We start from the raw sequence: 26,276 nt of genomic DNA, 5'->3' as shown, positions 1-26,276 counted from the left end.
CGTAATCTAACTGCAACGGTCCTACAAACATCTAGCATTAAGTAACTATCAGAGTCCGAAAGATTCAGCAAAGGAATGATGTCATCTGTAAAGTTCTCAAATGGTATGTCCCCGCCAAAACCCTCCATATCATCTAAATTCATTTCGCAAATATTACTCCTGATTGAACCTATAATAGGACAACGAGGCACGCAACGCTCTATTCTACCAGAGTCCTAAGGTTATTTTGATTTAATCCCTGCCCCACAAAGAGGTATGATAATGGTTTCTTCTGATTCCTTTTGATATTTCATGTAGCCAGCAAAATTGATGGCAGATGTCACTTCGACATAAAATCCTTTCTGACTCAGTTTAGAGCGTGCATGTATAATTTCTTCTTCTTCAATATCAATAAACGTACCATTCGTCTTGTATACAGCTTCTAAAATTTGTTTAGAACGCGCTGGGGCAGCAATAGCGATCCCTTCTGCTACAGTCCCTTTATTTGTCACAGGCGTTGCTGATTCCTCCGCATGTTGAAAAGCTTTCACAAGTGGAGCGCAGTTTTTCGCTTGTACAGCAACAATTTTCGGTATTTTATGAATGAGACCATTTTCGAATAACTCTCTAAAGCCATAATATGCACCGAGCAGCAGAGTGCCGTTTCCAACCGGAATGATTAAAGCATCCGGTGCTCCTTTTAGTTGCTCATAGATTTCATAGGCGTATGTTTTTGTACCCTCGAAAAAATAAGGGTTATAGACATGGCTCGCATAAAAAACGTTTTCTTCGTCTACTGCCTTTTGGGCCGCAGCTGCAATGTCCTCTCGTGTACCATGAATTTCTTTAATCGTTGCTCCGTGGGCTTTTATTTGAGCGACTTTTTTAGGTGATGTTTGATCACTTAGATAGATGTCACAGGCAATACCACAACGCGCAGCATACGCAGCAATTGCCGTTCCTGCATTCCCGCTGCTATCAGCAATGACTTTTGTTACCCCTAATTCCTTAGCTTTTGTCATTAACACAGCTGCTCCACGGTCTTTAAATGATAGTGTCGGCATCATATAATCAACTTTTACATAAGTGTTTGGCTCATTAGGGTCTAGAACGATTAAAGGAGATTGGCCCTCGCCCATTGTCACAGTTTCCCACGTCCTAGAACCTTTTGGAAATGGCATGGTTTCAACATAACGCCATAATGAATTTGGATAGTGCTCCCAAGCTGTGACGTCTATTTTCGGGGTATCTTTCACTAGATTTAATACTCCACCACAATCACATTTCCATAGAGTTGGTGTCATCTCATATTTTTTCCCGCAATGGTTACAACTTAATTGATTCATTCTTCATCTGCCCCTTTGAATATTTTTTTATACAAAATATAATTTTTTATATAGGGTGGTCAAAAAAATATTCTAAATATATGCAATGGCATCCATTTCAATTTTGAAACCAAAATGTAATTCATTCGTTGGTACAATCGTACGAGCTGGTTTATGTTCACCGAAAAATTCGGTATAAACCGCATCTACTTTGTCCCATAATTCAATATCTGAAATGTATAATGTCATGCGCAAAATCTTTTCTTTTTGACTTCCAGCAGCCTCTACAATCATCTCTACATTCTTAAGCGCTTGTAATGTCTCTTTTTCAATGGGGCCGAACTCTTTTTCTGTCGTTTCAGGATTGATGGCAAATTGTCCTGACACATAGACCGTGTTTTGATGAATGGTTGCGAATGCATAGTGTCCGTTTGATTTTAGATTTCCTACCTCGAGTATGCTTTCCATGTTGACACTCCTTACCTCGATTTATTTTTGATTTCATCCAAATAGCTATAGACGGTTACTTTGGAAATACCCAACATAGATGCGACCTTCTCAACAGAGCCTTTCATTAAAAAAATGCCCTTTTCATCCATGAATTTGATTAGTTCAATTTTTTCATGACGTTTCATGACTGGGTGAACACTGTTTTGAATGATTTGTTGAATCAATTGATCTACTATTTCTTCCACATTTTCAAGATCATCATTTGATGTTGTTTCTTTCTCTTGAGCTTCCACCTGTGTAGTAAGAAAAGTATCCATAAATTGCTGCATTTGATTCAGTGCTTCAACATCAAAATTGATACAGAAAGCACCGATCACTTTTTGCTTTGAATCACGTATTAATGAAGTCGAAGAACGAATCGTACGCTTATCTTCTGTTACAAATGTATAACCAGCCAGATAATCTTCTTTAAAATCTTCTGATTGTAATACAGTCTTGACTAAATGATCAAATGATTGACCGATTTGTCTTCCTGTCACATGGTTATTTACTGTAAACATGACAGATGCTTGAGGGTTCGTTAAATCATGAATCACCACTTCACAATTTGGTCCAAACATTTTTGCAGTAGATTTTGCTAAAGGAATATAGCTCTCTAATAACTTTTTAATATGTTCCATGCCTAAGCACCTCATTTTTTTATTCCACTAGATTATATAATTTTTTATATATAAAAACAATATATAGATTTATTTATATATCATAATGCTCACAAGATCACAAATATGAAAATCACCACATAAAAAAAGCAGCCATTGACTGCTTTTTGCTTATGCTCCTTTCTAATTGTCTTCCTGCTGGATTCCATACAAAATGACGTCAATTCCCCATCGGAATCGTTCCATTGATACGGTATCACCTGCAAACATTTCTTCTTTTACACGATGAATGAAAGGAAACTGCGTTTTGTCTGCTTGAAGAAATGCTTTTTTTGTGTCTGAAATCTGTGAAGAGCCTTGTTTCTTCCAAGAGACCTTTTCGTATGCTACAGAAGATACGTATAACAGCAATAGGTCTACTCCCCATGCTGCAGATGTAGATTTGATCCCGCCTTCATGCAATGCAGCGAGAATACGTTCGGTCAACTGAAGAAAGTTCGTTCCTTGTGGAATGGTGGAAAGAGAAATTCCAGCGAGACCCGGTTTTTCGAATAGCAGTAGGAAATAAGTATGCAATAGGTCGAATAACTGTTCTTTCCATGTGCTATCCTTTGAATCTGGATAAACCATTTGTCCGAGACCATAATCCAATACGTAAGCACTGAGTTCTTGAACATTGTTCACGTAGACATACAAGGATGCAGGTCCCGTATCCAATGCTTTAGCCACCTTACGCATACTCATGCCCTCTATTCCTTGCTCCTTAAGAAGCTCATAGGCCGTTTTCACAATCAGCTCACGGCTTAAGGGTTCTTTAGCCGGCCGAGACCGGCGACTGATCATACGACGATTTGAATTGTTCATACTCTCTTTATAACATGTCAAAGTAAAATAGTAAATTGAGCATCAATCATCATCCTTTTGAAAAGAATTCATCATATTTGCAAGCTTGACCGCAGCGTCTTTTGAAAAACACAGTTTTAAACTATTCTCCGATTCATGCGCTTTTTCTGATGAATATTCGTACATCATGTCTTCGTATTCTTCAATCGCCTTTTCAATATGATGAGGATGTCGGACAATAGCAAGTGCTAGCTCCCTTGCATCAAACATCGCCATGTTCACACCCTCGCCTGCGAATGGCGACATGACGTGAGCTGCATCACCGATAAGCGTTACTCCTTTATGACGATTCCATTTAAAACCGGTAGGAAGCGTATAGATCCGCCTTGGAATGATGGCATCTTCTGCATAACGAATATAGTTTTTCAGCTGATCATCCCAATCACTAAATAACGCTAATAATTGTTCTTTTGCTTCTTTCGCTTGATGAAACGGTATACCACAAGTCTCGATCCAATTGCGTTCTACCATGAAGCTTGCGTACACTTTGATTCGGCCATCTCCGTTTAACTGCCCAATCAGTCCTTTGTGGTCTGCCAAAGCAAACATCTTACCTCGTTTATTAAATTCAGCTAAATCAGGGTGGTTCTCCTCTACGCTTAAGACATTCAGTTCTAGCATCGTGAGCCCAGAGTATTCAATCTCAATATCTGTTAACAGAGGACGCACACGAGAAAAAGCACCATCAGCCCCAATCAAAAGGTCAACTGTTTCGACAACTCCGTTTTCAAAATGAAGCTCGGTCATACCACTTTCTAATGAAACGCATCTTTCTAGTTTATATCCATATTTGATGGTTTCAGCATCAATTTGTTCTAACAGTAGTTCACATAACACACCACGATCAATTTCCGGGCGAGTACCTTTTTGATCTGATTCCGTTTCTTCATCTAAATAAATTCTTCCTGATTTATCAAGTAATCGGAAATCTTCCCCTTCATAGCGGGCGTTCTTTTGAAATTTTTCATAAACTCCTGCTTCTTTTAAAGCTTTTTGACCTGTTTCTTCGTGAATATCCAGTGAGCCCCCTCGTTCAAGGCTCTTGTCATGCATCTCCCGTTCATAGATGGTTGTTTGTATACCGTAATTTTGCAAAATTAAGGCGAGTGTTAGTCCCCCAGGTCCTCCTCCAATGATAGCGATTTGCTTTTGATCCTTAGATAATGACGTCATCTTCTGCATCTCCTCATCCCTTTGTGGAAATCGTTTTAAATTCCATTTCATTTATATTATAACGAACATCGTTCGTAAAGAACAGTGTTCGTTTAAAATCGTTTGTTATACGATTGTGTTTTCATGAAAAGAAACCCATAAGCCCACCATCATATGATACACTCCATTTAGGACGGTTAAAGGTTGTCGAATCATAACAATGATACTTAGATCAGTAGGTCTCCATTGTTCTCACACTAAGTGTAAGAGGTGTTTCTATGAATAAATTATTGGCCATGTTGATATTAGGATTAAGCTTTAGTGGTGCTGCGCTCATTCTTTCAGTCCCTTTGTTATTCAAACCGAAACCAGAACAATTTGAGTTGGTGTTTGCTGCTGGATCGGCGGGCGCTTTCGCAGTATTCGCTGTCTCATGCCTAGTTCTTCGAAAACGATTCAATCGCTAAAAAACCTAAACAAAATCCACCGTCATGAACAGTGCAGATTTGTTTAGGTTTTTGTGATTTACCTTAGTGTTCAGTCAAAGAATGTATACAAGCTGACCCCGATAGGGAATCTATTTATTCAAAACAAAAGAGACTGCTGAAACATATCACGATATGCACGCTAAACGAATCACTAGCTTTGGTATAATAGACATCAATGCGAAAATCTTTGATATGAATTCTGACATTCCTCATATCACAAAAGGTCCATTAAACGCATATCGTTTTGTGATATAATCTTGAGTCAAAGACAAGCGCTAAGAGAAAATGAACTGGCTGAATGGACATCATGAATGTGAAAAATTTTGTAGAAATGATAGGGTGATAGCGATGAGAAGACTTGAGTCTGGTATATCAGTAGACAACGAAACATTTTCTGATGTTGCCAGGTATGAAAACGAAACAATCAGCAGAACGACGATCATCAACTCAAATGTTTGTTCTCCTATTTTTTGGAGCTGTCACTTGGATCATCTTGTATTTGATACGTGTGATCTGACGAATGCGAGATTTTTTGCCGGTAGTACGATTGATCATTGTACTTTTAGTCATTCAGACTTGCGCTCTGTGGGCATTGGCAAAAACGAAGCCGTCTTCACCAATTGCGAATTTTCTTCCTGCGATATGAGGGGAATGACATTGGAGAATGCTACGTTTATCGATTGTACTTTCTCTAAATGTAGATTCAATGACCGTATTTTACAGGCAGCGAACATCGTCAATTGTACCTTTGCTGGTAAGCTAATAGATATAACGTTTGAGGGAAATGGCAAACAAAAGCTGATCGCCAATTTTGAAAACTGCACCCTTGATGGTGTTCGTTTTATAGGCTGTGACTTAGCGGCATGTATTCCGCCAGCATCCAAACACCATTTATATGTTGAACATGTATCTGCACGTGTGAAAAAGGCCTTAGAGAAGATAGATGATGATCCTACTCTGTCTGACCATGATCGGAAAATACTAGTGCGGAGTCTGCGGAAGCTTGAACAAATGGAACAGTATATTTTTAACACGAAATATATGGAGAACATACATGGGGCCGCTTTTGTTGAACGCTTTTTCAGTCATCTTGGATGTAGCAAGGATCACATGTAACGTTTGCTACATCCCTTTTCCTATTTTATCTTTATGTGGTGCATCAGCTTCGAATATATTTGAGCGGAATGAGTTCTTCGATTTTCACCTTGACCAACTCCCCATCCATATCAAGAATGACAAAACACGTTGGTCCAAAGTCTGAAATGAGCTCTCGGCAGATGCCGCAAGGGCTGACTACCCTAATTCTTCTATCTTCTTCATCTGAATAAGGGTGTCTCACTGCAACAATTGTATCAAAATCTTTGTATCCATTCGATAAAGCGCTGCCAATCGCAATGGCTTCTGCACAAACAGTTACCCGTCCGATATAGGCTTCTATATGGACAGCTGATATGATTTCTCCTGTTTTCATGCGGATCGCTGCCCCTACATGATGCTTGTCATCTTCATAAAGACTGATAATCTTCTTTTTTGCTTCGTCTATTAATTCGATATCTTCTTGTGATAGATCAAACGTTTTCATTGCGTTCCCCTTTCCTTACTGCTCGTATGTATTATACCAAACATGAGGTGATGAACTGAATTTCACTCTCCTTTACAAACCAGCCAAAAGACCGTTTAATCTGTAGTGAATTGCCATTTTGAATGTATTTCATATTCAATTGAAAAAGGCTGCTTTCAAATAAGCAGCCTTTTCCCCTATTTATATCAGAACATGTACCCTTTCTAGGTGTGAACTGAATCCCTAACGATTGATCACTTGAATGATTTTCTTCAGAGCATCTGCCGCTTCTGGAATTGGCATGACAACAAACACATGCAGCATTTCAGGATAAACAAAGGTTTTGATGTCCATTCCTTGTTCTGATAGTTTTTCATCGAGCTTTATGGCATCTGGATATAACATATCATGTGTTCCGATAAAATGAGTGATCTTCCCGATCCCTTTAAAGTCACCGTAAATGGGACTAATCAATGGGTCTGTGAGACTTTGATCAGCTGCCCACATTTTTGTGATGACTTCCATTCCTTCATGACCTAGAATCGGATCCTTTTTTGCATATTCAAATATGAGAGGGTTGCTCATGCTCATATCCACACACGCAGATAGTAACACGATATCCTTCGGTTGCGGCAGATCCTCTTTCTTTAAAAGGTGCGCAAGACCAAGTGAGATGTTTCCGCCAGCTGAATCTCCCATGATCGTCAATTGATTGGCACTTCCGGCAGTTTTCAGAAGGTCTTTATATAGGTTAAGCATTTTCGGATACGTATCCTGGTTGCTATAATGAGGTACTTTTGGGTAAATAGGAGCGACTACTTTCGCACCTAGTGATTGCGCCATTTTATCCATGAACCACCAATGGACATTCAAAGGCTGATTTGTCCACGCGCCACCATGTAGATAGAGAATGACTTTTTGATTTTGTGATGCTTGTTCATTCAATGTGAAAACTTGCATGCCTTCGAATGTCTGCTCTTGTACCTCACTGATTAACTTCACATCATCCCCAATGGCATAAGGCTGCGTATTTTCAATTCCTTTTTGCTCAAGAAATTTTTTTGTCTGTTCGATACTAGAAAAACTCTCTTTATTACTTTGCGAAGCGAATAATGTTTCAAATTGAATACTTTCTTTAGAACGTTCACCATGATACATTCTACACTCATTTTTTTCTCTCCTTCACTCAATAGGTTTATTGATCATCCTGCTTCGGAACACGAAATGATTCCAGGTAGACTTGTACTTTCTTTTCAGGGGTTTTTAATAAGTTAGATAAAAGGTCTTGAATGAGACGAAGGCTTTTAATTTTCTTTTCAATTTCTTCATGTTTAAGATGGACAATTTGTCTTAGGGTATCAAGGTCTATGTCTTGACTTAGCATGTCCATAATTTCAGCTATTTCCTTTAATGAATAACCGAGCGTTTTCGCATCTTTGATCAATTGAATTTTCACAACATAGTCATCTGTATAGAGTCTGTAACCGTTTGAACGTCGTCTTGGAGCAGGTAATATGTTGTGCTCTTCATAGTAACGAATTGTGGCAGGACTCACTCCTGTTTTTTTGGCAAGTTCTCCTCTAGTCATCAACTCCATCGTTACTCCTTTTTTATTATTTTGTTTTACTATATGTACATTATAAAGGTTGAACTATACTTCAAGGTCAAGGTGAAACATTTTTCGGCTAACTTTTATTATCAAATGATTGTAGCAAAGAGATCTCTAGCTTGAACATCCGGGTAGAACATCTTCAAATGGTTCGATTTTACTGATTGTAGATTCAGAGGGGGCGAAGTCAACTTTTTTTCTGAAAAAATAAATGGAAATATCGATCATCATTTTATGGTTTAACATATTTAAGGTTGCTGTAAGGTTCGGATTAATACGAGTTAAGGTTGAGGTTGTACAATGGGTTTGTAAGGAATTGAGGGATGAGTCAAATGGTCCCCTCTTCTAAATCAATCATAGAGGTGAAAAGGTTTGAGAGAAAATAAAATTTTGTCTTCATTATGTTACTTCAGTATCTTTTTTGCACCATTTCTATTTCCGATTATCGTTTATTTCTTAGGAAAAGACGAAGTGAAATACCATGCGAAAAAATCACTATGGACGCATGTTATTCCTTATTTGATTTTCGGTCTTGGTATTGCCGGTTCAGGTTTACTTGGCATGAACGATATCAGTCATGCTGGTCCGTTCTTAATTGCAACGTATGCTGTGACATTCCTTGTGGCGATCTACTTCTTCATTTGGAACATTGTGAAAGGCATTAAAGTGTTTTCAGAATAATAGATGGAAAAACGGTTCTGTGATGAAGCAGAACCGTTTCTTTGTGTGTCCGCTCAAGCGGGTAATTGGATATCAATCGTTGTTCCTTCTCCTATCATACTTTGTATTGTCATATCTCCGCCGTGTTTTTGGATGATATCTTTTGCAATCGCCATTCCAAGACCTGAGCCTGCATGTGTCCCTCCTGTATTCGTCCCTCTATAGTAGCGGTCAAACACTTTTTCTAGCTCTGCCTCTTCAATTCCTTTGCCGTTGTCTTGAATGGTGATGTGGGTATGTTCTTTTTGTTCAAGCTGAACAATGATTTTCACATCAGCATCATTGTGAACAAGGGCATTTAGAATGAGATTGGTGACCGCTCTTCTTATGAGGATCGTATCAATATTCAGCATAAGCTTGTCTACATTCGTTTGTAGCTCAATGGTCTGATCTGCATATCTCGAATCGTTGAGGATATCAATTAACGTTTCACGCAGCAATGGCACAATGTTCACAAGCTCTTTATGCAGCATCACGTCGTTATTTTTCAGCCTTGTTGTTAAATTGAGATCCTCCATCACATCTTTGATGTACAGTGATTTATTCTCAATGATGTCAGCGTAATGTCTGATATCTTGTTCTGAAAGAGGATAATTTGGATCTTTCATGATTTCTGCATAGCCTTGAATAGAGGATAATGGTGTTTTAATATCATGAGAAATATGACTGATCCACTCTTCTCGCATTTGCTCTAATTTGTCTTTTTCTTTTTGACTTGAAGCGAGCTGCTCGGATAAGTGATTGACATTATAGAACACATCTTTATATATCCCCTTAGTTGGCAGATTCGTCGTATAATCTCCGTTTGCGAGCCGCTGAATGCCGTAAATGGCACGGCCGAGCGGTTTGATGAGTTGCCGGCTGAATAAGTATCCAATGAATAAGGCAATGATGGCATCAATCGATAATAAAATCATCGTCCCGATATTGAATTGCGCTATTAATTCTTTCGTATCAAAAGAAAATAAATATTTTCCGATGGAAGGGTCCTTAAATCCGATGAAGTAGCTGTATTCCTTACCCTTTCCATTTTTCCCCCCAGCATAGATCGTCGACATCAATTGCTTATCTTTATATTTATGTAAGTTTACAATTTCTATAGGTGTGTATTTGCTCTTTAAGCCTTTAGGTGCTAATGCATGATAGACGTCTTGTCCATTTTCGTCTAATATTTGAATCCACGCATTTTGTTGTTTTAAGGCTTGCTGTCCTTCTTTACTCACAGTGATATTTTGATCAGACAAGGTGATGTATTGTTCAAATGTTCTTGTGAAGGTTTCCGGCGTATTTCCTTCGTTTTGCTGACTGCTTGCTTGTAGTACAAGCCATATCATGAATCCAAATAAGTTAATAAAGACCGTGATAATGGTCACGATAATGACAGAGACCATGTATCTGCCTGTTAATCGCCATTTCATCTTTACGCATCCTTTACAACAAATTTATAGCCAAGCCCTTTGACCGTCACGAGAAATTCTGGTGTAGATGGGGAATGTTCTATTTTTTCCCGCAGTCTTCGTATATGAACCATTACCGTATTATCAGAACCGAAGAAATCCTCTCCCCAAACCGTTTGATAAAGCGTTTCTTTACTGATTACGCGATTCGGATGCTGCAAGAAATAAGTCATCAACATAAGTTCTTTCGGAGTGAGTTCAATTGCCGCTCCGTTTTTCGTCAGTTCGGCTTGCTGCTCGTTTAACTCAAATGGGCCTTTTTTGATCACGGGCTCCGCTTGAGAAGGCTGTAAGTAGGATGACCGTCTTAGCTGGGCTTTTACACGGTAGGCGACTTCTTTTGGACTGAACGGCTTTGTAATATAATCATCACCGCCAATGGCAAGTCCTACAATTTTGTCTGATTCCTCTCCTTTTGCTGATAAAAAGATAATCGGAACATGTGAGACATCTCTGATTTGTTTGCAAATATCGTAGCCTTCTCCGTCTGGCAGCATAATATCCAATATGACGAGATCTGGTTGTTCTTGATGAAATTGCGTGAGCCCATCACGGGCAGTTGAAGCTGTTAACACCTGGTCAATGCCTTCTCTTGTTAATACGGTATGGATTAATTCTAAAATTTCTTTTTCGTCATCTATAATCAATACTTTGCTTTGAACTTTTGGCATGATGATCACTCTCCTGAAGTCATTGTTATTATTATACCCAAAGTGTTGACGTCGTGAAAAATCAACTTTCTATTTACACAGAAAAAAGCCAATTTTCTTTTTTAATGAGAAAATTGGCTTTTCGTGTTTCTTTAGCGTTTGACCACAAATGTTGTCACACTTTGAGCAGGGAGATGAGCCCAAAATTGATTTCCTGATATGTTTAAGTCAGTTCCAGGCTGAAGGTTGCTGCTGCTGCTCGTCACCCATCTAGACGCCTGAGAAACGGAGCCATTTTGCACGACGAAGTGTTGATTGACCCCTGCATTGTTTTTATTAATCGCCACAATGACGACCTGATTGTTTCCTTTGTAGGCTGAGACGAAAACATTCGATTCGGGGCTTTTCGTTGCATCAATCCTGACGTACCCTGGACGCACAAACTTGGAGAAATGCGCCATGTTGTATCCACGTTTGCTAATCATTCCATCTTCTTTCATAGGACCGTATGATCTCCGGATGTACCACCACACATACGCCTGAAAGTCCCCTTCCACCATTGAATGGTGAATATGCTCTGATACCCCTAATGCCTCAGGCCAGCGGTCCGCTGAATTGTTATCACTATTCGGATAGTAGACCTCTGTCATCCATAGCTCTTTCCCTGCCCCTTTTTGTTTGAAAAGAGGATACGGAAGCTGGCTAATTTGGGTTCCGTATAGATGAGCGCCGAGAATGTCCATATTTCTAAGCGCCTGCGGATCGTTTAAGATAGGATCTGAGATATTCTTAAGGTATTGAAAGGATTCAGGTGCAATCACACGTGCATTAATGGAGCCGGCATTTTCTCTCATGAATCGCAGGATTTCCTGAGGCGTCCACCATGTCCATTCATGCGCATAATCGGGCTCGTTTTGAACAGAAATCGCATAAAGATTGACTCCGTTGTTTTTCATGTAAGTGACAAAATCATTCAGATGCTGAGCATATGCTGCGTATTGATTGTATTTAAGCCGCTTGGCAGGTGATCCATTCCGGTTGAATGTTTCAACCATACTGCTTGGAGGATTCCAAGGGGAAGCAATGACTAGAGCACCATGCTCGATCGCTCGTTTGGCCGTTGCGACTTCTCTGCTCCAATTGTTTCTGTTTTCGTCTACATAAATTCTAAGAATGGAAAACCCTAACTGATTTTGTCCATTGCCAAAGGCGGTTTCCCTTTGTGGTGCTGTCAAATCACCAATCCAAGCTGGATGGTTCATTCCGCCAAAACCACGAATCACTTGTCTTTCTGCGTTGAGGTTAATGTTTGCGTCAGCTGCTGATACTTCAGCTACTCCGGGCCCTATGAACATGACAGACAGCATGGTGAAACACACCAATAAAGCAAGCATTGGTTTTTTTATACATGACATCAAATTTCCCACTCCTCTATCAAACATTTAAGCACCTTTATTCGCTACCTTTGAGTAAACTGCCAAGAATCAAATTGGAATAGATTTCCCCCGCCTGTTCCGGTAAAGACAAAAAATACGTTGTGCACTCCGGATGCGCCGTTAATCGATGTTTCTATTTCCCGCCAGTTTTGTGTTCCACCGGTGGAAGGGACATTCAGTGTACCGACCAGTCTGCCGTTCGCGCTGCCAAGGCGTACTTCTATTTTCCCGCCTACTGTCGATGCGACATTGGCTTTAAATGTTCTAGCGCCATTTGAACCAAAGTCTACATTCCCTAAAGCGACCCAATCGCCATTTTGAATATTGGTGACATGCTGGTTATTCACTGGTCCTCCGGGTGCTGACGAGGCTTCTGTCAAAATGCGTCCATTCCAAGCGAATGTTTCAGCTTCAACACGTTGATATGGATTCAGATTAGATAGCTGTTTCACTCCTTCATAATTGGCTGCTACTTCTCGAAGGGAGCCATCTGCATTATGAACCAACTTGTTAATATGTGGAGAGCGATAGCCTTTGCCGCTTCCGTATAATGCAGAGCTAACGGTTTGCGTATGATACACCACATACCACTCATTTTTAAAATTGAACACCGCATGATGGTTGTTACCGCCGCCACCAAAAAAAGCACCCGGATTTTTCAGAAAGTGTCCTTTATACGTGAAGGGTCCCATCGGACTTGAGCTCGTCATATAGCCGATTTCACCAGGTGGTTTATCAGCAGGATGTGAGCCACCAAAATTGATGCAATAGGAATAGTAGTAGGTTCCGTTATACTTATGCATCCCTGAGTCTTCAAACATAAAAGGAGCATCAATGGTGGATGCGCTACTGGCCACACTTGTCTTATCAGCACCTAGCTTCAGGACTCTTGCTGTTTTAGGATTTGCCCATTGTCCCTGCGTTGGATTGGAACCGCCTGGAACGCCTCCGCCGGCATATAGATAGCCAGTGCCGTCATCATCTACAAATACGGCCGGATCAAAAAGCCATACAACTCCGGACATGCCAGGTGTACTTGGCGTAACGAGCGCTTTTCCAATTGGATCAGTCCATGGACCAATCGGGCTGTCTGCTGTAAGGACTCCAATCCCTCCGCCGCTGTTAGCGAAATAAAGGAAAAATTTATCCTTTCCGTTGATCTTCTTTACCGCTGCTGATGGGGCCCATGATGCGCCTGCCCATTTGGCAATGCCTCTGCCGCCGTTTGTCCCATTTGCCCCCGCAACTGGAATCGCTCCGTGATCGGTCCAGTTGACCATATCCGCCGAAGAGATGACGAATACTCTATTCAGATTTGCAAATGAATTGTCCTTAATCGTTCCGTTGCTTTGATATTCATAGTCATCACTCGACATATAAAGGTACACTCTTCCGTTATAGGTAAGCGCAAACGGATCTGCTCCTAAGTGATGGTCAATGAGCGGGTTTGCATTTCCTACTTGCTTGGCAATAGGAGTGCTTGCCGCATTCGCTTCATATACCGGCAAACAACTCAGTACCAAAGTGAAAATCAATAAACAAACGCTGCACTTCATCCTCGTCCTCATCGTGTCATTTCCTCCTGTTTTCATCTTCCTGATATTGGGGTTTAGGCCCAATTTCAAATTATGTTGATGTTTCGTGATGAAGAATGAATACAAAGAATGATTTCTCCCTGTGAAACCCTGTAAAGAGTGCGATGAAAACCCTTACTTTTTAACTAGAAGACAACAAAAAAATGCAGTCTCCATTTTGGAGCTGCATTCTTTCTCAATGTTCAATAAATGTACTTCTACATATACCGAGCGGTCACCATTTTCTTTCTCGTGTAAAACTCTACTCCGTCTGTTCCATTGGCGTGCAAGTCTCCGTAGAAGGAATCTTTCCAGCCGGAAAATGGGAAGAAAGCCATTGGAGCAGGAACACCAATGTTAATGCCTAACATGCCGGCTTCGATGTTTTCACGAAATTCTCTTATGCTTGAAGCGCTGTCTGTGTATAGGCAGGCACCGTTTGCGAATTTTGATTGATTGGACAGGTCGATTGCTTCTGCGAGTGATGAGACACGGACAATGGATAAGACTGGGGCAAAAATCTCGTCCTGCCAGATTTTCATTTGATTTGTGACATGATCAAAGATCGTTGGTCCGACAAAATACCCTTCTCCATTTGTTTCGTTATCTTGTCTGCCATCACGAATCAGGCTTGCGCCTTCTTCAATTCCTGATTGGATATATTGAAGAGTTCGTTCTTTATGCTCTTTCCGAATGACTGGTCCGAGAAAGACATCTTCATTTATTCCGTTTCCGATGACAAGCTGGTTGGATTCATCGACCAATTGTTGAATCAAGTCGTCCGCCACGTCTTCTTCCACTGCGACAACGGCTGCTGCCATGCAGCGTTCACCTGCTGATCCAAAAGCAGCTCCAATGATTTGTTTTGTGGCTGATTCTAAATCAGCATCTTTCAAGACGATGGAGTGATTTTTTGCACCGGCAAGTGCTTGTACACGTTTACCATGTGATGTCCCTTTTTTATATACGTATTCTGCGACTGGCTGAGAGCCGACAAACGAAATGGCTTTTACCTTTTCATGTTCAAGCAGACCGTTTACTACATCGTGAGCGCCATTGACAATGTTGAGCACACCTTTTGGAAGTCCCGCTTCTTCAAATAGTTCTGCTAACCGTGCAGCGAGGATTGGCGTCCGTTCTGAAGGCTTTAAAACAAATGTATTTCCGCAAGCGATGGCAAGCGGGAACATCCAGCATGGGACCATCATCGGAAAGTTAAACGGGGTAATGCCGCCGATGACGCCAATTGGGTAGCGGTACATGCCAGACTCTAGACCAGTCGCAATATCAGGCAGTTGTTTCCCCATCATTAAGGTTGGTGCACCAGCGGCAAATTCCACACATTCAATTCCTCGCTGCACCTCTCCTTTTGCTTCTGTTACACTTTTTCCGTTTTCCAGCGTGACGAGTTCAGCCAACTCATCCCATTTCTCAACGAGTAACTGTTGGTATTTAAATAAAATACGTGCCCGCCGGGGAACAGCTGTTTTAGACCAAGTGGTGAACGCTTCCTGTGCTGCTTGGACTGCATGTTCTACATCCGTTTTTGTTGAAAGCGGTACTTCTGCGATGACTTCGCCAGTAGCTGGATTATAAACAGCTTCCGTTTGGTCCGTTTCGGCGTCCACCCATTGTCCGCCAATATAATTTTTCAACGTTTGTACATCTGTTTTGGTCATGTTCCCTCTCTCCTCTTTGTTTGGATTGTGATGCAATCGTGTGTTGATTTATCGTCATTGTCTCATCTAAGGGGCCTTCATCTGTATACACTCTTTGTCAAATGAAACCACAGTTTTGCTTTACGTTCTGATAAAACATGTGAAGTCTATCGCTTTCAGCTCTTTTGGTTCCGCAGATCTGTCCCCCCCTTTTAGGTCGTTTTATCTGTGTGTCATGTGGCATGATCATGTTAACTAATTGATGATGTATTTTTGGTTAACTGTTGGTTAACTTTAGAAAAATCATAATATTAAAAACGCTTTCAGTCAATGAGCAGTTTGTTGATTTAAAAAAACCTGATGCCAGGTGCATCAGGCTAAGACTGTTTATGTTAGTTATTTAGAAGAAATTGCGTATTGACTCGGCTCTGTATAAGCCGGGAGCATCTCCCCATGTGCTTCAATTAATTCATTACATAGTTTAATGGTGTCATCAATTGATAATTCAGCACTTGTATGCGGGTCTAATAATGCCGCTTGGTAAATGTGTTCTTTTTTGCCGCTGATTGCAGCTTCAATCGTCATGAGCTGTGAGCTGATATTGGTCCGGTTGAGTCCAGCCAATTGTTCAGGTATCTCTCCGATATAACATGGCATGATACCGCTCCGGTCTGCAACACATGGCACTTCCACACAGGCTTTTTCAGGAAGGTTGTGAATGAGTCCTCCTGTGTTCAGTACATTTCCACCAAATTTAAAGGGAACGTTCGTTTCAATCGCTTCAATGATACGTGAACCATATTCTTTAGAGCGCGTATGCGTGATCTGTGTGTTTCCCACAAGGTCATGTTTCATCGTATTCCAATTGTTGATTTGTTCCTCGCAGCGTCTTGGATATTCATCGAGCGGAATGTTAAACTGTCCAATCAGTTCTGGATAACGAGATTTGATAAAATACGGATGATATTCTGCATTGTGCTCTGAGGATTCGGTGACATAGTAGCCGAATTTATCCATTAGTTCAAAACGAACCATATCTGGATGCCGCGTTTTTTGTTTTTCTTTTGCTCTTGCTTTGATTTCTGGATACAAGTCTTGACCGTCCCGTTTTACTTCTAATAACCATGCCATGTGATTAATGCCAGCAATTTTTTCTTCAATGCCTTCATGGTCCATTTCAAGTGATTGAAATAAATCTTTCGTACACACCTGTACGCTATGGCAAAGACCAACCGTTTGAACCCGAGTATAACGCAGCATAGCGCCAGTCAGTGTGGCCATTGGATTCGTGTAATTTAATAATAAAGCGTGTGGACATACTTCTTCCATATCCTTTGCGAAGTCCAGCATCACGGGAATGGTTCGAAGTGAACGGAAAATACCGCCGATGCCAACCGTATCCGCAATCGTTTGTCTTAATCCATATTTTTTTGGAATCTCAAAATCAATAACAGTGCTTGGCTGATAGCCTCCTACCTGGATGGCATTGATGACATATTTCGCATTCTTTAAGGCTTCTTTCCGGTTGTGATACGACTGAATAGTCACATGTGCACCGTAGTTCTCTTTTAAGTGACGCAGCATCGTTTCTGATTCTTTCAGCCGGTTGTGGTCGATATCATATAACGCAAATTCAAAGCCGGCAAGTGCGGGAACGAACAGACAATCTCCTAATATATTTTTAGCAAACACGGTACTTCCTGCACCGATAAATGTAATTTTAGACATAGACGACACTCCTTTTTACATCAAGGTTGGATTACCCTTTAACAGAGCCTTGAGACAGCCCTGCGATAAAGTATTTTTGCAAAAGTAAAAACATCGTGACCATTGGCAGCATCGCAATAAGAGCAGCGGCGCCAACTAGCTGGAGCTGGTGTTGATTTTGACCAAAGAAATTGGATAAGGCGACTGTCAGTGTATGCATCTCTTTATCTTGCAAGAAGAAGATGGCAAATTGATAGTCGTTCCAAATATACACACAGGCAATGATTAAAACAGAAGCGGTAATCGGCTTCAGCAGCGGAAAAACGACGGTGAAAAAGACTCTAAGTGTTCCCGCGCCATCAATACGAGCGGCTTCTTCAAGCTCCTTGGGAATCGTCGACCGGATAAAACCGGCATATAGAAAAATCGTCAGTGGCAAAAAAGCAGCAACATTGTTTAAAATAGCGATTTGATAAGTATTCATCATGCCAATTTGTACAACCATTTTGTATAGCGGGACAAGGGCGGTGAGCGGCGGTATGACCATAATGGCAATGAATAAGAGATACACCGCTTGATTCAGCTTTGTTCCTCTTCTTGCGAGCGGATAGGCGGCAAGTGATCCAAAGATGATGAGTAGGGCAGCCGAGCTGAACGTAATGATCACTGTATTCAAAAAGGACTGGCCAAGCTGAGCATCTGTCCATGCCATGCGAAAGTTTTCAAAATGAAGCGTTGATGGGAACAACCATTTTGAGCTAAAATCTCCTATCCCCTTTAGAGAGGTCGTGACTAAAATATAAAATGGAATCAGGTGCAGCAATGTTATCAAAAGGGCGAGTAAGGAGTACCATCTTTTCTTTCGTTTATAGGCGTTATCCATCACACCTCGGTCTCCTTTCGTTTGAAATAAATGAGCGCTGCGACACTAACGACAAGGATGATGACAGCCATGAAGACACCTTGCGTCGCTGCATAGCCTGCATCCTGCCGTTTGAAATACAAATCGTACATAAAAGTCGACATCGATTGCGAGGAATCTCCGGGTCCTCCGCCAGTGAGCGCGACAATGACATCAAATAATTTAAGTCCACCGATGACATTGAGCACAACATTGATGGTAATAGATGGCATTAAAAGCGGTAATGTGATGCGCCCAAATTGCTGAAGACCTGAAGCTCCGTCGAGTTGTGCTGCTTCATAATAATCTTTAGGAATGCTTTGGAGTCCTGCTAAATAAATGATCATGGCAATCCCGACGAATTGATACGTATTCACAAACACAATGATCCAAGTGTTTAGCTGCGGATTACCAAGTGCGTTCATTGGATCAAATCCAAAAAGGGTAACAACGTCGTTTAAAGCACCACCTTGGTACGCAAAGACAAAATACCAAATATAGCCCATGGCAATCGGGCTGATCATGACGGGTAAATAGATCACCGTTCTTGTGATGGCTCTCATTTTTAAACTTTGATTTAATAAGAGTGCATATCCAAGACCAATCATATTTTGTAAGATGGTGCTCCCGATGCCGTAAAGAAGGGTATTTTTCACAACAAGCCATGTGGTTGGATCTTGTAGTAGCCGTTTGTATTGATCCAGTCCGATCCACTTATACTGTTGTGAGAAACCGTTCCAATTTGTAAAAGAGAGCTGAATCCCGTTAAAAAAGGGATAAATGATAAAGGTACTGACAACGAGAACAGCAGGCAGATACATCCACCAAAGTGAAGAATTTTGGCTATTTTTCATCTTCTGTTTTGGAAAAGAGGTAAATGTCGCCGCCTGTTTTTCTTTTGTGATGTCACTCATTGGCTTCACTCCTGTTTCAGCATGAGCCTGCTATTGTTTTTTCAGACGCTTATATTCCTCTTCCATTTTCTTCGATAGTTGTTCCGGTGTGATGGAGCCTGCTAATAATTCTTGACCGGTCGTTGCCATGACAGCCCACATGCCGCTCGGTAAGTATTTCCGATCAAAATATGGTTCAATTTTAATATCTTCATATTGCTCGTAAAATGTAGAGTAATAGTTTTTGGCTTTGACTTCTTTTAAAGCCGTTTCAGAGGAAGTGCCCTCTGCGATTTTTTTGGCGTTTTCAGGCTTTGCTAAAAAGTCAATGAATTGTTTTGCTTCTTTTAGATGCTTTGAGTCTTTCCATGCCGCGACAGTAAAGCGTTCCCCGCCAATCCAGCTTTGCTCATCTCCTTCATGAATCGCTGGTACGGGCATGGTGCCTACTTTGATCGATTGATTGAGTTCAGTCGCCTCAGGTCCTAAAGATCCTCCCACAAAGGTGAAAGCAATTTTGTTTTGTGCCATTAGCTCAGGTGCTTGGGATAGTTTCGCAGTGAGTACATCTTTGTTTAAAAGGTCTTGATCTTTCAGCTCCTTCATAAACTGTGCAAGCGGTGTATAGTGAGACCAATCAAATGATCCATTTTCAAGGTCTTTTCCGTATTGGTGTTTTTGATCGGTAATGAGTAAAGGCGTTGCCAGCTCATCAAAGACTTGGGCAATATTAGAATTATCGCCTCCTGGTATCCAGAGCGGCACAACGTCTCCTTTACTTTTTTCTTTGACAGTCTGTAAAGCACTTCTCAGTTCATCCAGTGTTTTAGGAACTTTTATGCCATATTCTTTTAATAGATTGGCATTAAAACTAAGTCCGTCTTTTGCTTGATTCAGCGGATAGGCATAGACTTTGCCATCTTTGTCTTTTAAAATTTGATCGAGTGAAGGATCAAGTTGTTTTACCCAGTCCATCTCCTTTAGATCAGCCACGTATTCGCTATATCGCAGCTTGGCCCAGCCGTGTGTATCAAATAGGTCTGGCATGTCGTTTGCGCCCATTTTGACGCGTATCATATCTTCATAGCTGTTGCCAGGGAAGTTGGCATCAATTCGGATGTTTTGATGTTCTTTTTCAAAGTCACGGATCACTTCTTCAAATGCCTTTCTCTCCCCGCTGTTGCTCATTGTAGAGAATAGAGTCAAGGTCACTTTTCCGTTTGCTTCAGACGCACCGTTATTGCCACAAGCAGACAAGATCATCGACAAAACTAGAGCTGCACACAGCATCAAATTTTTTTTATTCATCGTTTCCTCCTTTTGATCACTGAAAATTCAGACGATTATAGGTAGAATTCATGCAGTTGCGGAAACAAAAGAAGTCCATTATACTGGAATTCTATTCTTTTCAAAGAGATAAGAGAGCAATTGGGTAAACTGCGTTGTTTTCAGCATGATCTGGCCATCATGCTCAGCAGCTCCCTTCCTGCTTTTTTGTCTCTTTTTTGTTTACTGAAATGCTTATTCACCCCCTTTCATGGATTGGGCATGTGCTGCCTCTTTGCATGAGTTTTGTTGGCACGACGACTTTTAAAGGAAGCTTTCTTCCTTCTATCCGCTCAAGCAAAAGCTTTAGACCTACTTCCCCCATTTCTTCTGTATATACTTTAACCGTTGTGAGCGGCGGGCTTGAAAAGGAAGCGGCTTCGATATCATTAAACCCCACGATTGAGACATCTTGAGGTACACGAAGACCGGCTTCATGTAGCGCTCGCATAGCGCCTATTGCCATAGAGTCACTTCCGATAAAAAAGGCTTCTGGAAGCTTTCCTTTCTGAATGGCTTTTTGCATAAGCGAGTAGCCTTCTTGCATCGAATATTCGCCTATGTGGATGTCATTCATATGAAGAGTTCCCGCTTCTTGCATTCTTTTGATAAAAGTTGTTTGTCTTTCGTCCTCAATCACAGCATTTCCTTCGAAATAATGCTCCCTCTCTTTCCCGCCAATATAGCCTAGATGTGTATAGCCGAGAGATTGCAGATGACGAATGGCACGATCTGCCGCTCTGACAAAATCCACATGTACACAATCATACAAATCTTCATCCGCATAATGATTGATAAAAACGATATGTTCCATACGGTTTGTCATTTTTTCAACCGTATCAGGGCTGATTCGTCCAATGACAATCAAACCGTCAATATCCTTTAGTATCGCCCCTTTATCCATGTTTCTTAGGCGAAAGGTATGGAGAGTGGACAGACCTTGTTTGGCATATTCTTTTTCAATTCCTTTTCGAATCGATGAAAAAAAAGGATCATTTAATTCTTCGTCAATGGATTGGGCGACAACGACACCGATGACTGGGGATGCGGGTGGGCTTTTTACTTCTGCTTGGTCGGCTTTTCTTGCTCTGACTGGGGTATAGTTTAATTTCTTGGCTATGTCGAGGATGTTTTGTCTTGTTGCGTGTGAAACGGCAAGCGTTTGGTCGCCATTTAACACACGGGATACAGTAGAGACGGATACTTTTGCATCATGAGCAATATCTTTGAGTGTAGTCATAGGCAAACTCCTCATCATTTTTGACTAAATGTTTACTAAAGATATTTGAAGAATAACACATAAATAAAGCGCTTTCAATTATAAATTTGTGCTTTTATGAAGTTTTTGAGTATGTTTTGATAAGGAGATAGTTTGTTTAGTAAAATTGCGTAAAAAAGAGGATGGGCTTCATCCTCTTTTTTACTAAGGTGATTTCATTGTGGCTGTTTCTTTTGCGAACAATTGCTTCATTATTTCCCATGCTTTATCTAATTCTTCGTGAAGTCCAAATAAACCTGAGGTGCCGATGATGTAAATTTCATTTCCTGCCTCAGCAAGCAATCGGAACGTGCTTTCATTACAAGAGCCGTCTACCTCAATTGAAAATGAGTATCCCCCCTTCTCTTTGATTTCTTTCACCTCTTTCATTTTCGGAAGCATTTCTTTGATAAAAGGCTGACCAGCAAACCCTGGATCAATTGTCATGATCGTCACCCGGTCTATTAAATGAATAAAAGCATCTAATGCTGCAACTGGTGTGGCGGGATTGAGAACAAAGCCGACCTCACACTTTCTTTCGTGGATATGCCGAATGATTCGAAAAACGTCTTTTTGCACCACTTCTGGATGTAAACAAATCATCGTTGCGCCTGCATCAATACATGCATCAATTAAAAATTCCTGAGGCTGTTCGGCCATTAGATGAACATCAATCGGAACGTCTGTCAGTTTCCGAAGTTGTTCAATGAAAAAGGGTGATAAGGTCATATTTTTTACATAATGACCATCCATGACGTCGACATGATAACGATCTGCCCTTGTGTTCAGAAGCTGAATTTGTTCACGGAAGTGCGTTAAATCCATGCACATCAATGAAGGTGAGAAAATAGCTGTCATCCTGAAATGCCTCCTTTTTAAAGATGAAATATAAATTTGATCAATCCAATCAAGATTCCGATGATACCGAAGTCTGTATCGCCAAATGTTGTCCCTTCAAAGCCAAGAGTGCCTAACACAGGAAGTAAACAAGCTGGTAAAAATGAAAGGAGTATTCCATTCACAAAGGAACCGGCGACTGCACCTCTCACTCCCCCTGTTGCATTGCCATATACGCCCGCTGTCGCACCGCAGAAAAAGTGCGGCACAAGTCCAGGTACAATGACAGTTAAACCAAACAATGGAAGAAGGAAAATAGACACGATGCCACCTGCAAAACTGCATAAAAAACCGATGATCACCGCATTTGGAGCAAATGGGAAAACAGTTGGCGCATCAAGTGCCGGCTTTGCCCCTTTGACGAAACGATCGGCAATCCCTTTGAAAGCCGGCACAATTTCCCCGATGGCCATCCGTACACCTGCTAAAATAATGTACACCCCAGCAGCAAAGGTAATGGCCTGAATGAGAATGAAGACAGCAAAGTTCGTACCACCACTAATGTTTTCTATATATGAAATTCCCGCAAACGGTGCAATCGCAAAGAAAAGCAAAGCCATCGTAATGGAGATGGCCACCGATGTATCTCTTAGAAAACCGAGTGATTTAGGCACTTGAATGGTTTCCGTTGATTTCTCTGGGCGCCCGACCCATTTGCCGATCATTCCCGCTGTAAAATAGCCGAACGTACTGAAATGACCGAGTGCCAGATCATCACTTCCAGTGACTTTCCTTGTAAACGGCTGAAGGATTGCGGGAGCAATGACCATCGCTGCACCTAATACGATTGAACCAATGGTGATCAGCAGCGTTCCTTGCATGCCGGCTGTTGACAGAACGACTGCAAGCATAGCCGCCATATATAGCGTATGATGCCCAGTTAAAAAGACGTATTTAAAGGGTGTGAATTTTGCCAAAAGCAAATTGACCACCATACCAAAAATCATAATGAGCGCTGTCTGTGTACCGAATTCCTTTTGGGCGATGGCCGCCATGGCATCTGTATTTGGGACAACCCCTTGAATGTGAAAGGCTGCTTCAAACATCTTCCTGAAAACCCCAAGTGAATCAGATACGACTGTGGCGCCCGCTCCTAATATTAAAAAACCCATTGTTGTTTTTAAGGTGCCTGATACAGTATCGGCAGCTGACTTTTTCTGCAAAAGTAAACCAGCCAGTGCAAACAAACCGATGAGAATTGCGGGTGTGCCCAATATATCGTTCATGATCAGTTCTATCATGATGTGAATCCCCCTTTTTCCGTCGATTATATGTGTTTACGAAGGACGTCTTTAATGGCTTCCTGGTCTAACAAGTTATTTAATCCAGCGACCTTTCTTGTGCCGTCATCCAGCTGATCGATAATGTCTGTTGCGCCGATATAGAGGTCTGCTTGTTCATTTTTGCTTGTACTGAGATCGGTGTGAGCCACTTCCGCTAAAAGTCCTAATTCTTCTAAAGCCTTTTTGACATTCATTTCAACAATAAAGCTGCTTCCTAAACCGTTTCCGCATACAACTAGAATTTTTTTCATTCTCTTTTTCCTCCTTTATACTTGTGAAAATTGATTGATTAGTTGTTGGATGGTTGCTAATTCCTCTGCTTCAATCAATTGTCTCACCCGTTTTTCTTCACTTAACAGCATCGTCAGCTGTTTGAGTGCTTTCAGGTGGGTCATACTGTCAATGGCAGCTAATACAATGATGAGCCGAACTTGCTTTTTTCCATCCTCTGAAAAGAAAACGGGCTGATGACATGACATAAGTGACATGCTTAATTTGTTCACGCCATCCTCTGGCCTGGCATGCGGAATCGCCACTTGTGGCGCAATCACAATATAAGGGCCATTTTGATGAACAGACTGGATCATCGCTTTCACATAACTTTCCTGAATCGCTTGTTGATCAAGCAAAGGCTGCGCTGCTTTTGTAATGGCCTCCTGCCATGTGTCTGCTGTTTGCTGGAGCTGAATGGTTTCTTCTGTTAATAAATCGTTTAACACTGGTTTCCACCCTTTCTGGTGTGATACATATGTGGAATGAAGCAGCTCCTTCAAGTCATGAAGCAATGCTTTTTCATTTTGAACGATGGTATGCTGCTGAATGATATTGAATAAAGCATTCACATGTTGCTCATCAAGCTTAGGTTCTGAGCCTTCTCCATATTGAAGCAATGTTTTTTTCTCATAAGCAGTGAGAATAGGGTGAACGAGATGAACAGGTTTTCCTTTAAACGAAATAGGTGTCGTTGATACAACAAAGTCGGCATCAATGGTTGTTAATTCTTCATATGAACGTTTTGATAACAGTCCGCGTATGTCGATGTAGCCGATTAATTCAAGAAGCTGCGTTTTCAGCATGTGACTGGTGCCAATTCCTTCTCCGCAGACAATGTAAACAGAACGTTTCGCAATCGACGAAATCCCTTCTCTTCTCATCCAGCCGCCAAAATGCATCGCCACATAGGCAATTTCATGATCGCTCATCTTTGAACAGGTCGCCTTCTCTAAATGGCAAGCAACCTTTTGCGTGATGTCAAACACCTCTGGCTGTGCATGTTTCATGGAATCTGTTAATTCATTGATGATATCAATGTGATAGATGAGCCTATAATAGGCAGGAATTAAATGCATGGTTAAGTTTTGTTCCAAGACTTCTACTTCCTGGAAGGAAATACACGCATAACGCTGAAAGTCAATGATCATTTGTCTCGCAATGGTTCGAATGAGATGTTCTTCTGGTTTTTGACTTGTTGGAAGTTTTTGTTTTTTGGCACTGAGCCATAGCGTACTAAGAAAATAGATTTCATCATCATGAACCAAAAGACTGGTTTCTTTTTGAATTTGCGCCATGAAACGAATAGCAGCCAAGCATTCATCTGTTTCCTGCAGTGTCCGTTTTTCTTCTGTTGAAATGTGTACAGCACGTCCTAGCTTCATCCGTTTAAAGTAGAAAAAGAGATCCATAGACAGCTGATCCAGCATGTCATCTGCAAACTCAAGCTTCAGATCTTGTTCGGACTGTTGAAGGAGAGCATGTATTCTCTTATATGAGATAGGACCCTTTAACCAAACCGATGGAAATGTTTTTTCATTTTTTATCATGTTGCGAATGAAATGAATATGAGGTTTCAGTGCCAACCGAATTGTTCTTTCTTCTCCTGAAATTAAATAGCCACTGGCCGCCTGATAATGAAGTGTAAGCTGCTGTTTTGAAAGTGCTTCTTTTAGTTGTTTCATATCTTCAAGCAGTGTATTGCGGCTTACCTTCGTCATCTCCATAAAATCATCAATTTTTAGATGCTTCTCACTGCATGCAATGGAAAGGAGCAAGATGGCACGTCTTTCTTTTACACATGGTTCATAGTCATGACCGACAAGAACGGTGTCAGCTTTTTCGATAATGACTTCTTTCTCGTGTGGATTTAAATAGTAGCCTCGTTGATCTTTTCGCTGGACGCCGCTAAGCTGATGGGTTTCCAGCCAACTATTCATTCGTTTGATTTCAGCGTAGACCGTTCGAGTAGAGACATTCAGTCGATTCTGTAAATCTTCAATTGATAGATAAGTGGTCGTGTGAAGCAGCATTGATAGTAAAGTCGTGCCCCTCTTGGTTAAGTGCAGTTGGAATTCCTCCCTTCTTCCCTTTGGTTATAAGTCTAATCAACTCACATG

The 26,276-nt window shown here is 41.1% G+C and carries 26 protein-coding genes; 4 read left to right on the top strand and 22 right to left on the bottom strand.

Annotation, left to right across the window (positions count from 1 at the left end; genetic code table 11):
* Nucleotides 1–221: 221 nt before the first annotated feature.
* The 5 genes from MHH23_RS12140 to MHH23_RS12120 all read right to left on the bottom strand — a co-directional run bounded on the left by MHH23_RS12140 (nucleotide 222) and on the right by MHH23_RS12120 (nucleotide 4,489).
* Complete coding sequence (locus tag MHH23_RS12140; RefSeq protein WP_340959572.1) at nucleotides 222–1,325, bottom strand: threonine synthase; 1,104 nt, start codon at nucleotides 1,323–1,325, stop codon at nucleotides 222–224.
* A 72-nt stretch (nucleotides 1,326–1,397) separates the two neighbouring features.
* Nucleotides 1,398–1,772 (bottom strand): RidA family protein, encoded by a 375-nt coding sequence (locus tag MHH23_RS12135; protein WP_017367342.1) that lies wholly within the window; start codon nucleotides 1,770–1,772, stop codon nucleotides 1,398–1,400.
* Nucleotides 1,773–1,783: 11 nt separating this feature from the next.
* Entirely contained in the window at nucleotides 1,784–2,434 is a 651-nt protein-coding gene (locus tag MHH23_RS12130; RefSeq protein ID WP_282747266.1) for a helix-turn-helix transcriptional regulator, read from the bottom strand.
* A 162-nt stretch (nucleotides 2,435–2,596) separates the two neighbouring features.
* Nucleotides 2,597–3,277, bottom strand: a complete 681-nt coding sequence (locus MHH23_RS12125; protein ID WP_445285659.1) for a TetR/AcrR family transcriptional regulator — start codon at nucleotides 3,275–3,277, stop codon at nucleotides 2,597–2,599.
* Between the two features lie 42 nt (nucleotides 3,278–3,319).
* A complete protein-coding gene (locus MHH23_RS12120; RefSeq protein WP_340959570.1) occupies nucleotides 3,320–4,489 on the bottom strand; it encodes an FAD-dependent oxidoreductase in 1,170 nt (389 codons plus the stop codon).
* A gap of 257 nt (nucleotides 4,490–4,746) precedes the next feature.
* On the opposite strand from MHH23_RS12120, the gene MHH23_RS12115 reads away from it, so the two are divergent.
* From MHH23_RS12115 to MHH23_RS12105, 3 genes are all read left to right on the top strand, one after another.
* Nucleotides 4,747–4,935, top strand: a complete 189-nt coding sequence (locus MHH23_RS12115) for a hypothetical protein (protein WP_024719068.1) — start codon at nucleotides 4,747–4,749, stop codon at nucleotides 4,933–4,935.
* A gap of 108 nt (nucleotides 4,936–5,043) precedes the next feature.
* Nucleotides 5,044–5,211, top strand: coding sequence for a YdhR family protein (locus MHH23_RS12110; RefSeq protein ID WP_125701701.1), 168 nt, complete (start codon nucleotides 5,044–5,046; stop codon nucleotides 5,209–5,211).
* Nucleotides 5,212–5,304: 93 nt separating this feature from the next.
* Complete coding sequence (locus MHH23_RS12105) at nucleotides 5,305–6,072, top strand: pentapeptide repeat-containing protein (RefSeq protein ID WP_340959568.1); 768 nt, start codon at nucleotides 5,305–5,307, stop codon at nucleotides 6,070–6,072.
* Nucleotides 6,073–6,115: 43 nt separating this feature from the next.
* On the opposite strand, the gene MHH23_RS12100 is transcribed toward MHH23_RS12105, so the two are convergent.
* The 3 genes from MHH23_RS12100 to MHH23_RS12090 all read right to left on the bottom strand — a co-directional run bounded on the left by MHH23_RS12100 (nucleotide 6,116) and on the right by MHH23_RS12090 (nucleotide 8,114).
* Complete coding sequence (locus tag MHH23_RS12100) at nucleotides 6,116–6,538, bottom strand: cytidine deaminase (RefSeq protein ID WP_340959567.1); 423 nt, start codon at nucleotides 6,536–6,538, stop codon at nucleotides 6,116–6,118.
* Nucleotides 6,539–6,760: 222 nt separating this feature from the next.
* Nucleotides 6,761–7,675, bottom strand: a complete 915-nt coding sequence (locus MHH23_RS12095; RefSeq protein WP_340959566.1) for an alpha/beta hydrolase — start codon at nucleotides 7,673–7,675, stop codon at nucleotides 6,761–6,763.
* A gap of 37 nt (nucleotides 7,676–7,712) precedes the next feature.
* Nucleotides 7,713–8,114, bottom strand: a complete 402-nt coding sequence (locus tag MHH23_RS12090; RefSeq protein WP_340959564.1) for a MerR family transcriptional regulator — start codon at nucleotides 8,112–8,114, stop codon at nucleotides 7,713–7,715.
* A gap of 384 nt (nucleotides 8,115–8,498) precedes the next feature.
* Here MHH23_RS12090 and MHH23_RS12085 point away from each other — a divergent pair, with 384 nt between their 5' ends.
* Complete coding sequence (locus MHH23_RS12085; RefSeq protein WP_024719064.1) at nucleotides 8,499–8,807, top strand: DUF4870 domain-containing protein; 309 nt, start codon at nucleotides 8,499–8,501, stop codon at nucleotides 8,805–8,807.
* Between the two features lie 53 nt (nucleotides 8,808–8,860).
* Here MHH23_RS12085 and MHH23_RS12080 read toward each other — a convergent pair whose 3' ends face one another.
* The 14 genes from MHH23_RS12080 to MHH23_RS12015 all read right to left on the bottom strand — a co-directional run bounded on the left by MHH23_RS12080 (nucleotide 8,861) and on the right by MHH23_RS12015 (nucleotide 26,225).
* Nucleotides 8,861–10,264, bottom strand: coding sequence for a sensor histidine kinase (locus tag MHH23_RS12080; RefSeq protein WP_340959561.1), 1,404 nt, complete (start codon nucleotides 10,262–10,264; stop codon nucleotides 8,861–8,863).
* Between the two features lie 2 nt (nucleotides 10,265–10,266).
* Nucleotides 10,267–10,974 carry a response regulator transcription factor gene (locus MHH23_RS12075; RefSeq protein WP_008343743.1) on the bottom strand — a complete coding sequence of 236 codons (708 nt, stop codon included), beginning with the start codon at nucleotides 10,972–10,974 and terminating at the stop codon, nucleotides 10,267–10,269.
* Nucleotides 10,975–11,105: 131 nt separating this feature from the next.
* Nucleotides 11,106–12,371 carry a glycoside hydrolase family 30 beta sandwich domain-containing protein gene (locus MHH23_RS12070; protein WP_268431546.1) on the bottom strand — a complete coding sequence of 422 codons (1,266 nt, stop codon included), beginning with the start codon at nucleotides 12,369–12,371 and terminating at the stop codon, nucleotides 11,106–11,108.
* Nucleotides 12,372–12,412: 41 nt separating this feature from the next.
* The gene (locus tag MHH23_RS12065) at nucleotides 12,413–13,957 is read right to left on the bottom strand and encodes a glycoside hydrolase family 43 protein (RefSeq protein ID WP_340959560.1); all 1,545 of its coding nucleotides are present in this window, start codon (nucleotides 13,955–13,957) and stop codon (nucleotides 12,413–12,415) included.
* A 224-nt stretch (nucleotides 13,958–14,181) separates the two neighbouring features.
* Nucleotides 14,182–15,642, bottom strand: a complete 1,461-nt coding sequence (locus MHH23_RS12060) for a CoA-acylating methylmalonate-semialdehyde dehydrogenase (RefSeq protein ID WP_039167800.1) — start codon at nucleotides 15,640–15,642, stop codon at nucleotides 14,182–14,184.
* 375 nt (nucleotides 15,643–16,017) lie between these two features.
* The gene (locus MHH23_RS12055) at nucleotides 16,018–17,349 is read right to left on the bottom strand and encodes an alpha-glucosidase/alpha-galactosidase (protein WP_007499268.1); all 1,332 of its coding nucleotides are present in this window, start codon (nucleotides 17,347–17,349) and stop codon (nucleotides 16,018–16,020) included.
* 31 nt (nucleotides 17,350–17,380) lie between these two features.
* Entirely contained in the window at nucleotides 17,381–18,211 is an 831-nt protein-coding gene (locus tag MHH23_RS12050) for a carbohydrate ABC transporter permease (protein ID WP_039167804.1), read from the bottom strand.
* Nucleotides 18,211–19,143, bottom strand: coding sequence for a carbohydrate ABC transporter permease (locus tag MHH23_RS12045; protein ID WP_268431541.1), 933 nt, complete (start codon nucleotides 19,141–19,143; stop codon nucleotides 18,211–18,213). Before MHH23_RS12045 ends, MHH23_RS12050 begins: the two co-directional genes overlap by 1 nt.
* Nucleotides 19,144–19,173: 30 nt before the next feature.
* Nucleotides 19,174–20,430, bottom strand: a complete 1,257-nt coding sequence (locus MHH23_RS12040) for an ABC transporter substrate-binding protein (protein WP_072367189.1) — start codon at nucleotides 20,428–20,430, stop codon at nucleotides 19,174–19,176.
* 217 nt (nucleotides 20,431–20,647) lie between these two features.
* Nucleotides 20,648–21,688 (bottom strand): LacI family DNA-binding transcriptional regulator, encoded by a 1,041-nt coding sequence (locus MHH23_RS12035; protein WP_024719056.1) that lies wholly within the window; start codon nucleotides 21,686–21,688, stop codon nucleotides 20,648–20,650.
* A 183-nt stretch (nucleotides 21,689–21,871) separates the two neighbouring features.
* Complete coding sequence (gene alsE / locus MHH23_RS12030; RefSeq protein ID WP_008343724.1) at nucleotides 21,872–22,564, bottom strand: D-allulose 6-phosphate 3-epimerase; 693 nt, start codon at nucleotides 22,562–22,564, stop codon at nucleotides 21,872–21,874.
* A gap of 17 nt (nucleotides 22,565–22,581) precedes the next feature.
* Nucleotides 22,582–23,844 carry a PTS ascorbate transporter subunit IIC gene (locus MHH23_RS12025; protein WP_265786155.1) on the bottom strand — a complete coding sequence of 421 codons (1,263 nt, stop codon included), beginning with the start codon at nucleotides 23,842–23,844 and terminating at the stop codon, nucleotides 22,582–22,584.
* 26 nt (nucleotides 23,845–23,870) lie between these two features.
* Complete coding sequence (locus tag MHH23_RS12020) at nucleotides 23,871–24,137, bottom strand: PTS sugar transporter subunit IIB (protein ID WP_340959556.1); 267 nt, start codon at nucleotides 24,135–24,137, stop codon at nucleotides 23,871–23,873.
* Nucleotides 24,138–24,152: 15 nt separating this feature from the next.
* Nucleotides 24,153–26,225 carry a BglG family transcription antiterminator gene (locus MHH23_RS12015; protein WP_340960144.1) on the bottom strand — a complete coding sequence of 691 codons (2,073 nt, stop codon included), beginning with the start codon at nucleotides 26,223–26,225 and terminating at the stop codon, nucleotides 24,153–24,155.
* Nucleotides 26,226–26,276: the final 51 nt, after the last annotated feature.

Source organism: Bacillus sp. FSL K6-3458, assembly GCF_038005045.1.
Classification (GTDB): domain Bacteria; phylum Bacillota; class Bacilli; order Bacillales; family Bacillaceae; genus Bacillus; species Bacillus altitudinis.
This window is presented reverse-complemented; position numbering and strand designations above follow the sequence as displayed.

Excerpts from the sequence above, each read along its gene's own strand:
- MHH23_RS12140 (WP_340959572.1), bottom strand. The coding sequence starts at position 1,325 with ATGAATCAATTAAGTTGTAACCATTGCGGGAAAAAATATGAGATGACA.
- MHH23_RS12135 (WP_017367342.1), bottom strand. The coding sequence starts at position 1,772 with ATGGAAAGCATACTCGAGGTAGGAAATCTAAAATCAAACGGACACTAT.
- MHH23_RS12130 (WP_282747266.1), bottom strand. The coding sequence starts at position 2,434 with ATGGAACATATTAAAAAGTTATTAGAGAGCTATATTCCTTTAGCAAAA.
- MHH23_RS12125 (WP_445285659.1), bottom strand. The coding sequence starts at position 3,277 with ATGAACAATTCAAATCGTCGTATGATCAGTCGCCGGTCTCGGCCGGCT.
- MHH23_RS12120 (WP_340959570.1), bottom strand. The coding sequence starts at position 4,489 with ATGACGTCATTATCTAAGGATCAAAAGCAAATCGCTATCATTGGAGGA.
- MHH23_RS12115 (WP_024719068.1), top strand. The coding sequence starts at position 4,747 with ATGAATAAATTATTGGCCATGTTGATATTAGGATTAAGCTTTAGTGGT.
- MHH23_RS12105 (WP_340959568.1), top strand. The coding sequence starts at position 5,305 with ATGAGAAGACTTGAGTCTGGTATATCAGTAGACAACGAAACATTTTCT.
- MHH23_RS12100 (WP_340959567.1), bottom strand. The coding sequence starts at position 6,538 with ATGAAAACGTTTGATCTATCACAAGAAGATATCGAATTAATAGACGAA.
- MHH23_RS12095 (WP_340959566.1), bottom strand. The coding sequence starts at position 7,675 with ATGTATCATGGTGAACGTTCTAAAGAAAGTATTCAATTTGAAACATTA.
- MHH23_RS12090 (WP_340959564.1), bottom strand. The coding sequence starts at position 8,114 with ATGGAGTTGATGACTAGAGGAGAACTTGCCAAAAAAACAGGAGTGAGT.
- MHH23_RS12080 (WP_340959561.1), bottom strand. The coding sequence starts at position 10,264 with ATGAAATGGCGATTAACAGGCAGATACATGGTCTCTGTCATTATCGTG.
- MHH23_RS12075 (WP_008343743.1), bottom strand. The coding sequence starts at position 10,974 with ATGCCAAAAGTTCAAAGCAAAGTATTGATTATAGATGACGAAAAAGAA.
- MHH23_RS12065 (WP_340959560.1), bottom strand. The coding sequence starts at position 13,957 with ATGAGGACGAGGATGAAGTGCAGCGTTTGTTTATTGATTTTCACTTTG.
- MHH23_RS12060 (WP_039167800.1), bottom strand. The coding sequence starts at position 15,642 with ATGACCAAAACAGATGTACAAACGTTGAAAAATTATATTGGCGGACAA.
- MHH23_RS12055 (WP_007499268.1), bottom strand. The coding sequence starts at position 17,349 with ATGTCTAAAATTACATTTATCGGTGCAGGAAGTACCGTGTTTGCTAAA.
- MHH23_RS12050 (WP_039167804.1), bottom strand. The coding sequence starts at position 18,211 with ATGGATAACGCCTATAAACGAAAGAAAAGATGGTACTCCTTACTCGCC.
- MHH23_RS12045 (WP_268431541.1), bottom strand. The coding sequence starts at position 19,143 with ATGAGTGACATCACAAAAGAAAAACAGGCGGCGACATTTACCTCTTTT.
- MHH23_RS12040 (WP_072367189.1), bottom strand. The coding sequence starts at position 20,430 with ATGAATAAAAAAAATTTGATGCTGTGTGCAGCTCTAGTTTTGTCGATG.
- MHH23_RS12035 (WP_024719056.1), bottom strand. The coding sequence starts at position 21,688 with ATGACTACACTCAAAGATATTGCTCATGATGCAAAAGTATCCGTCTCT.
- alsE (WP_008343724.1), bottom strand. The coding sequence starts at position 22,564 with ATGACAGCTATTTTCTCACCTTCATTGATGTGCATGGATTTAACGCAC.
- MHH23_RS12025 (WP_265786155.1), bottom strand. The coding sequence starts at position 23,844 with ATGATAGAACTGATCATGAACGATATATTGGGCACACCCGCAATTCTC.
- MHH23_RS12020 (WP_340959556.1), bottom strand. The coding sequence starts at position 24,137 with ATGAAAAAAATTCTAGTTGTATGCGGAAACGGTTTAGGAAGCAGCTTT.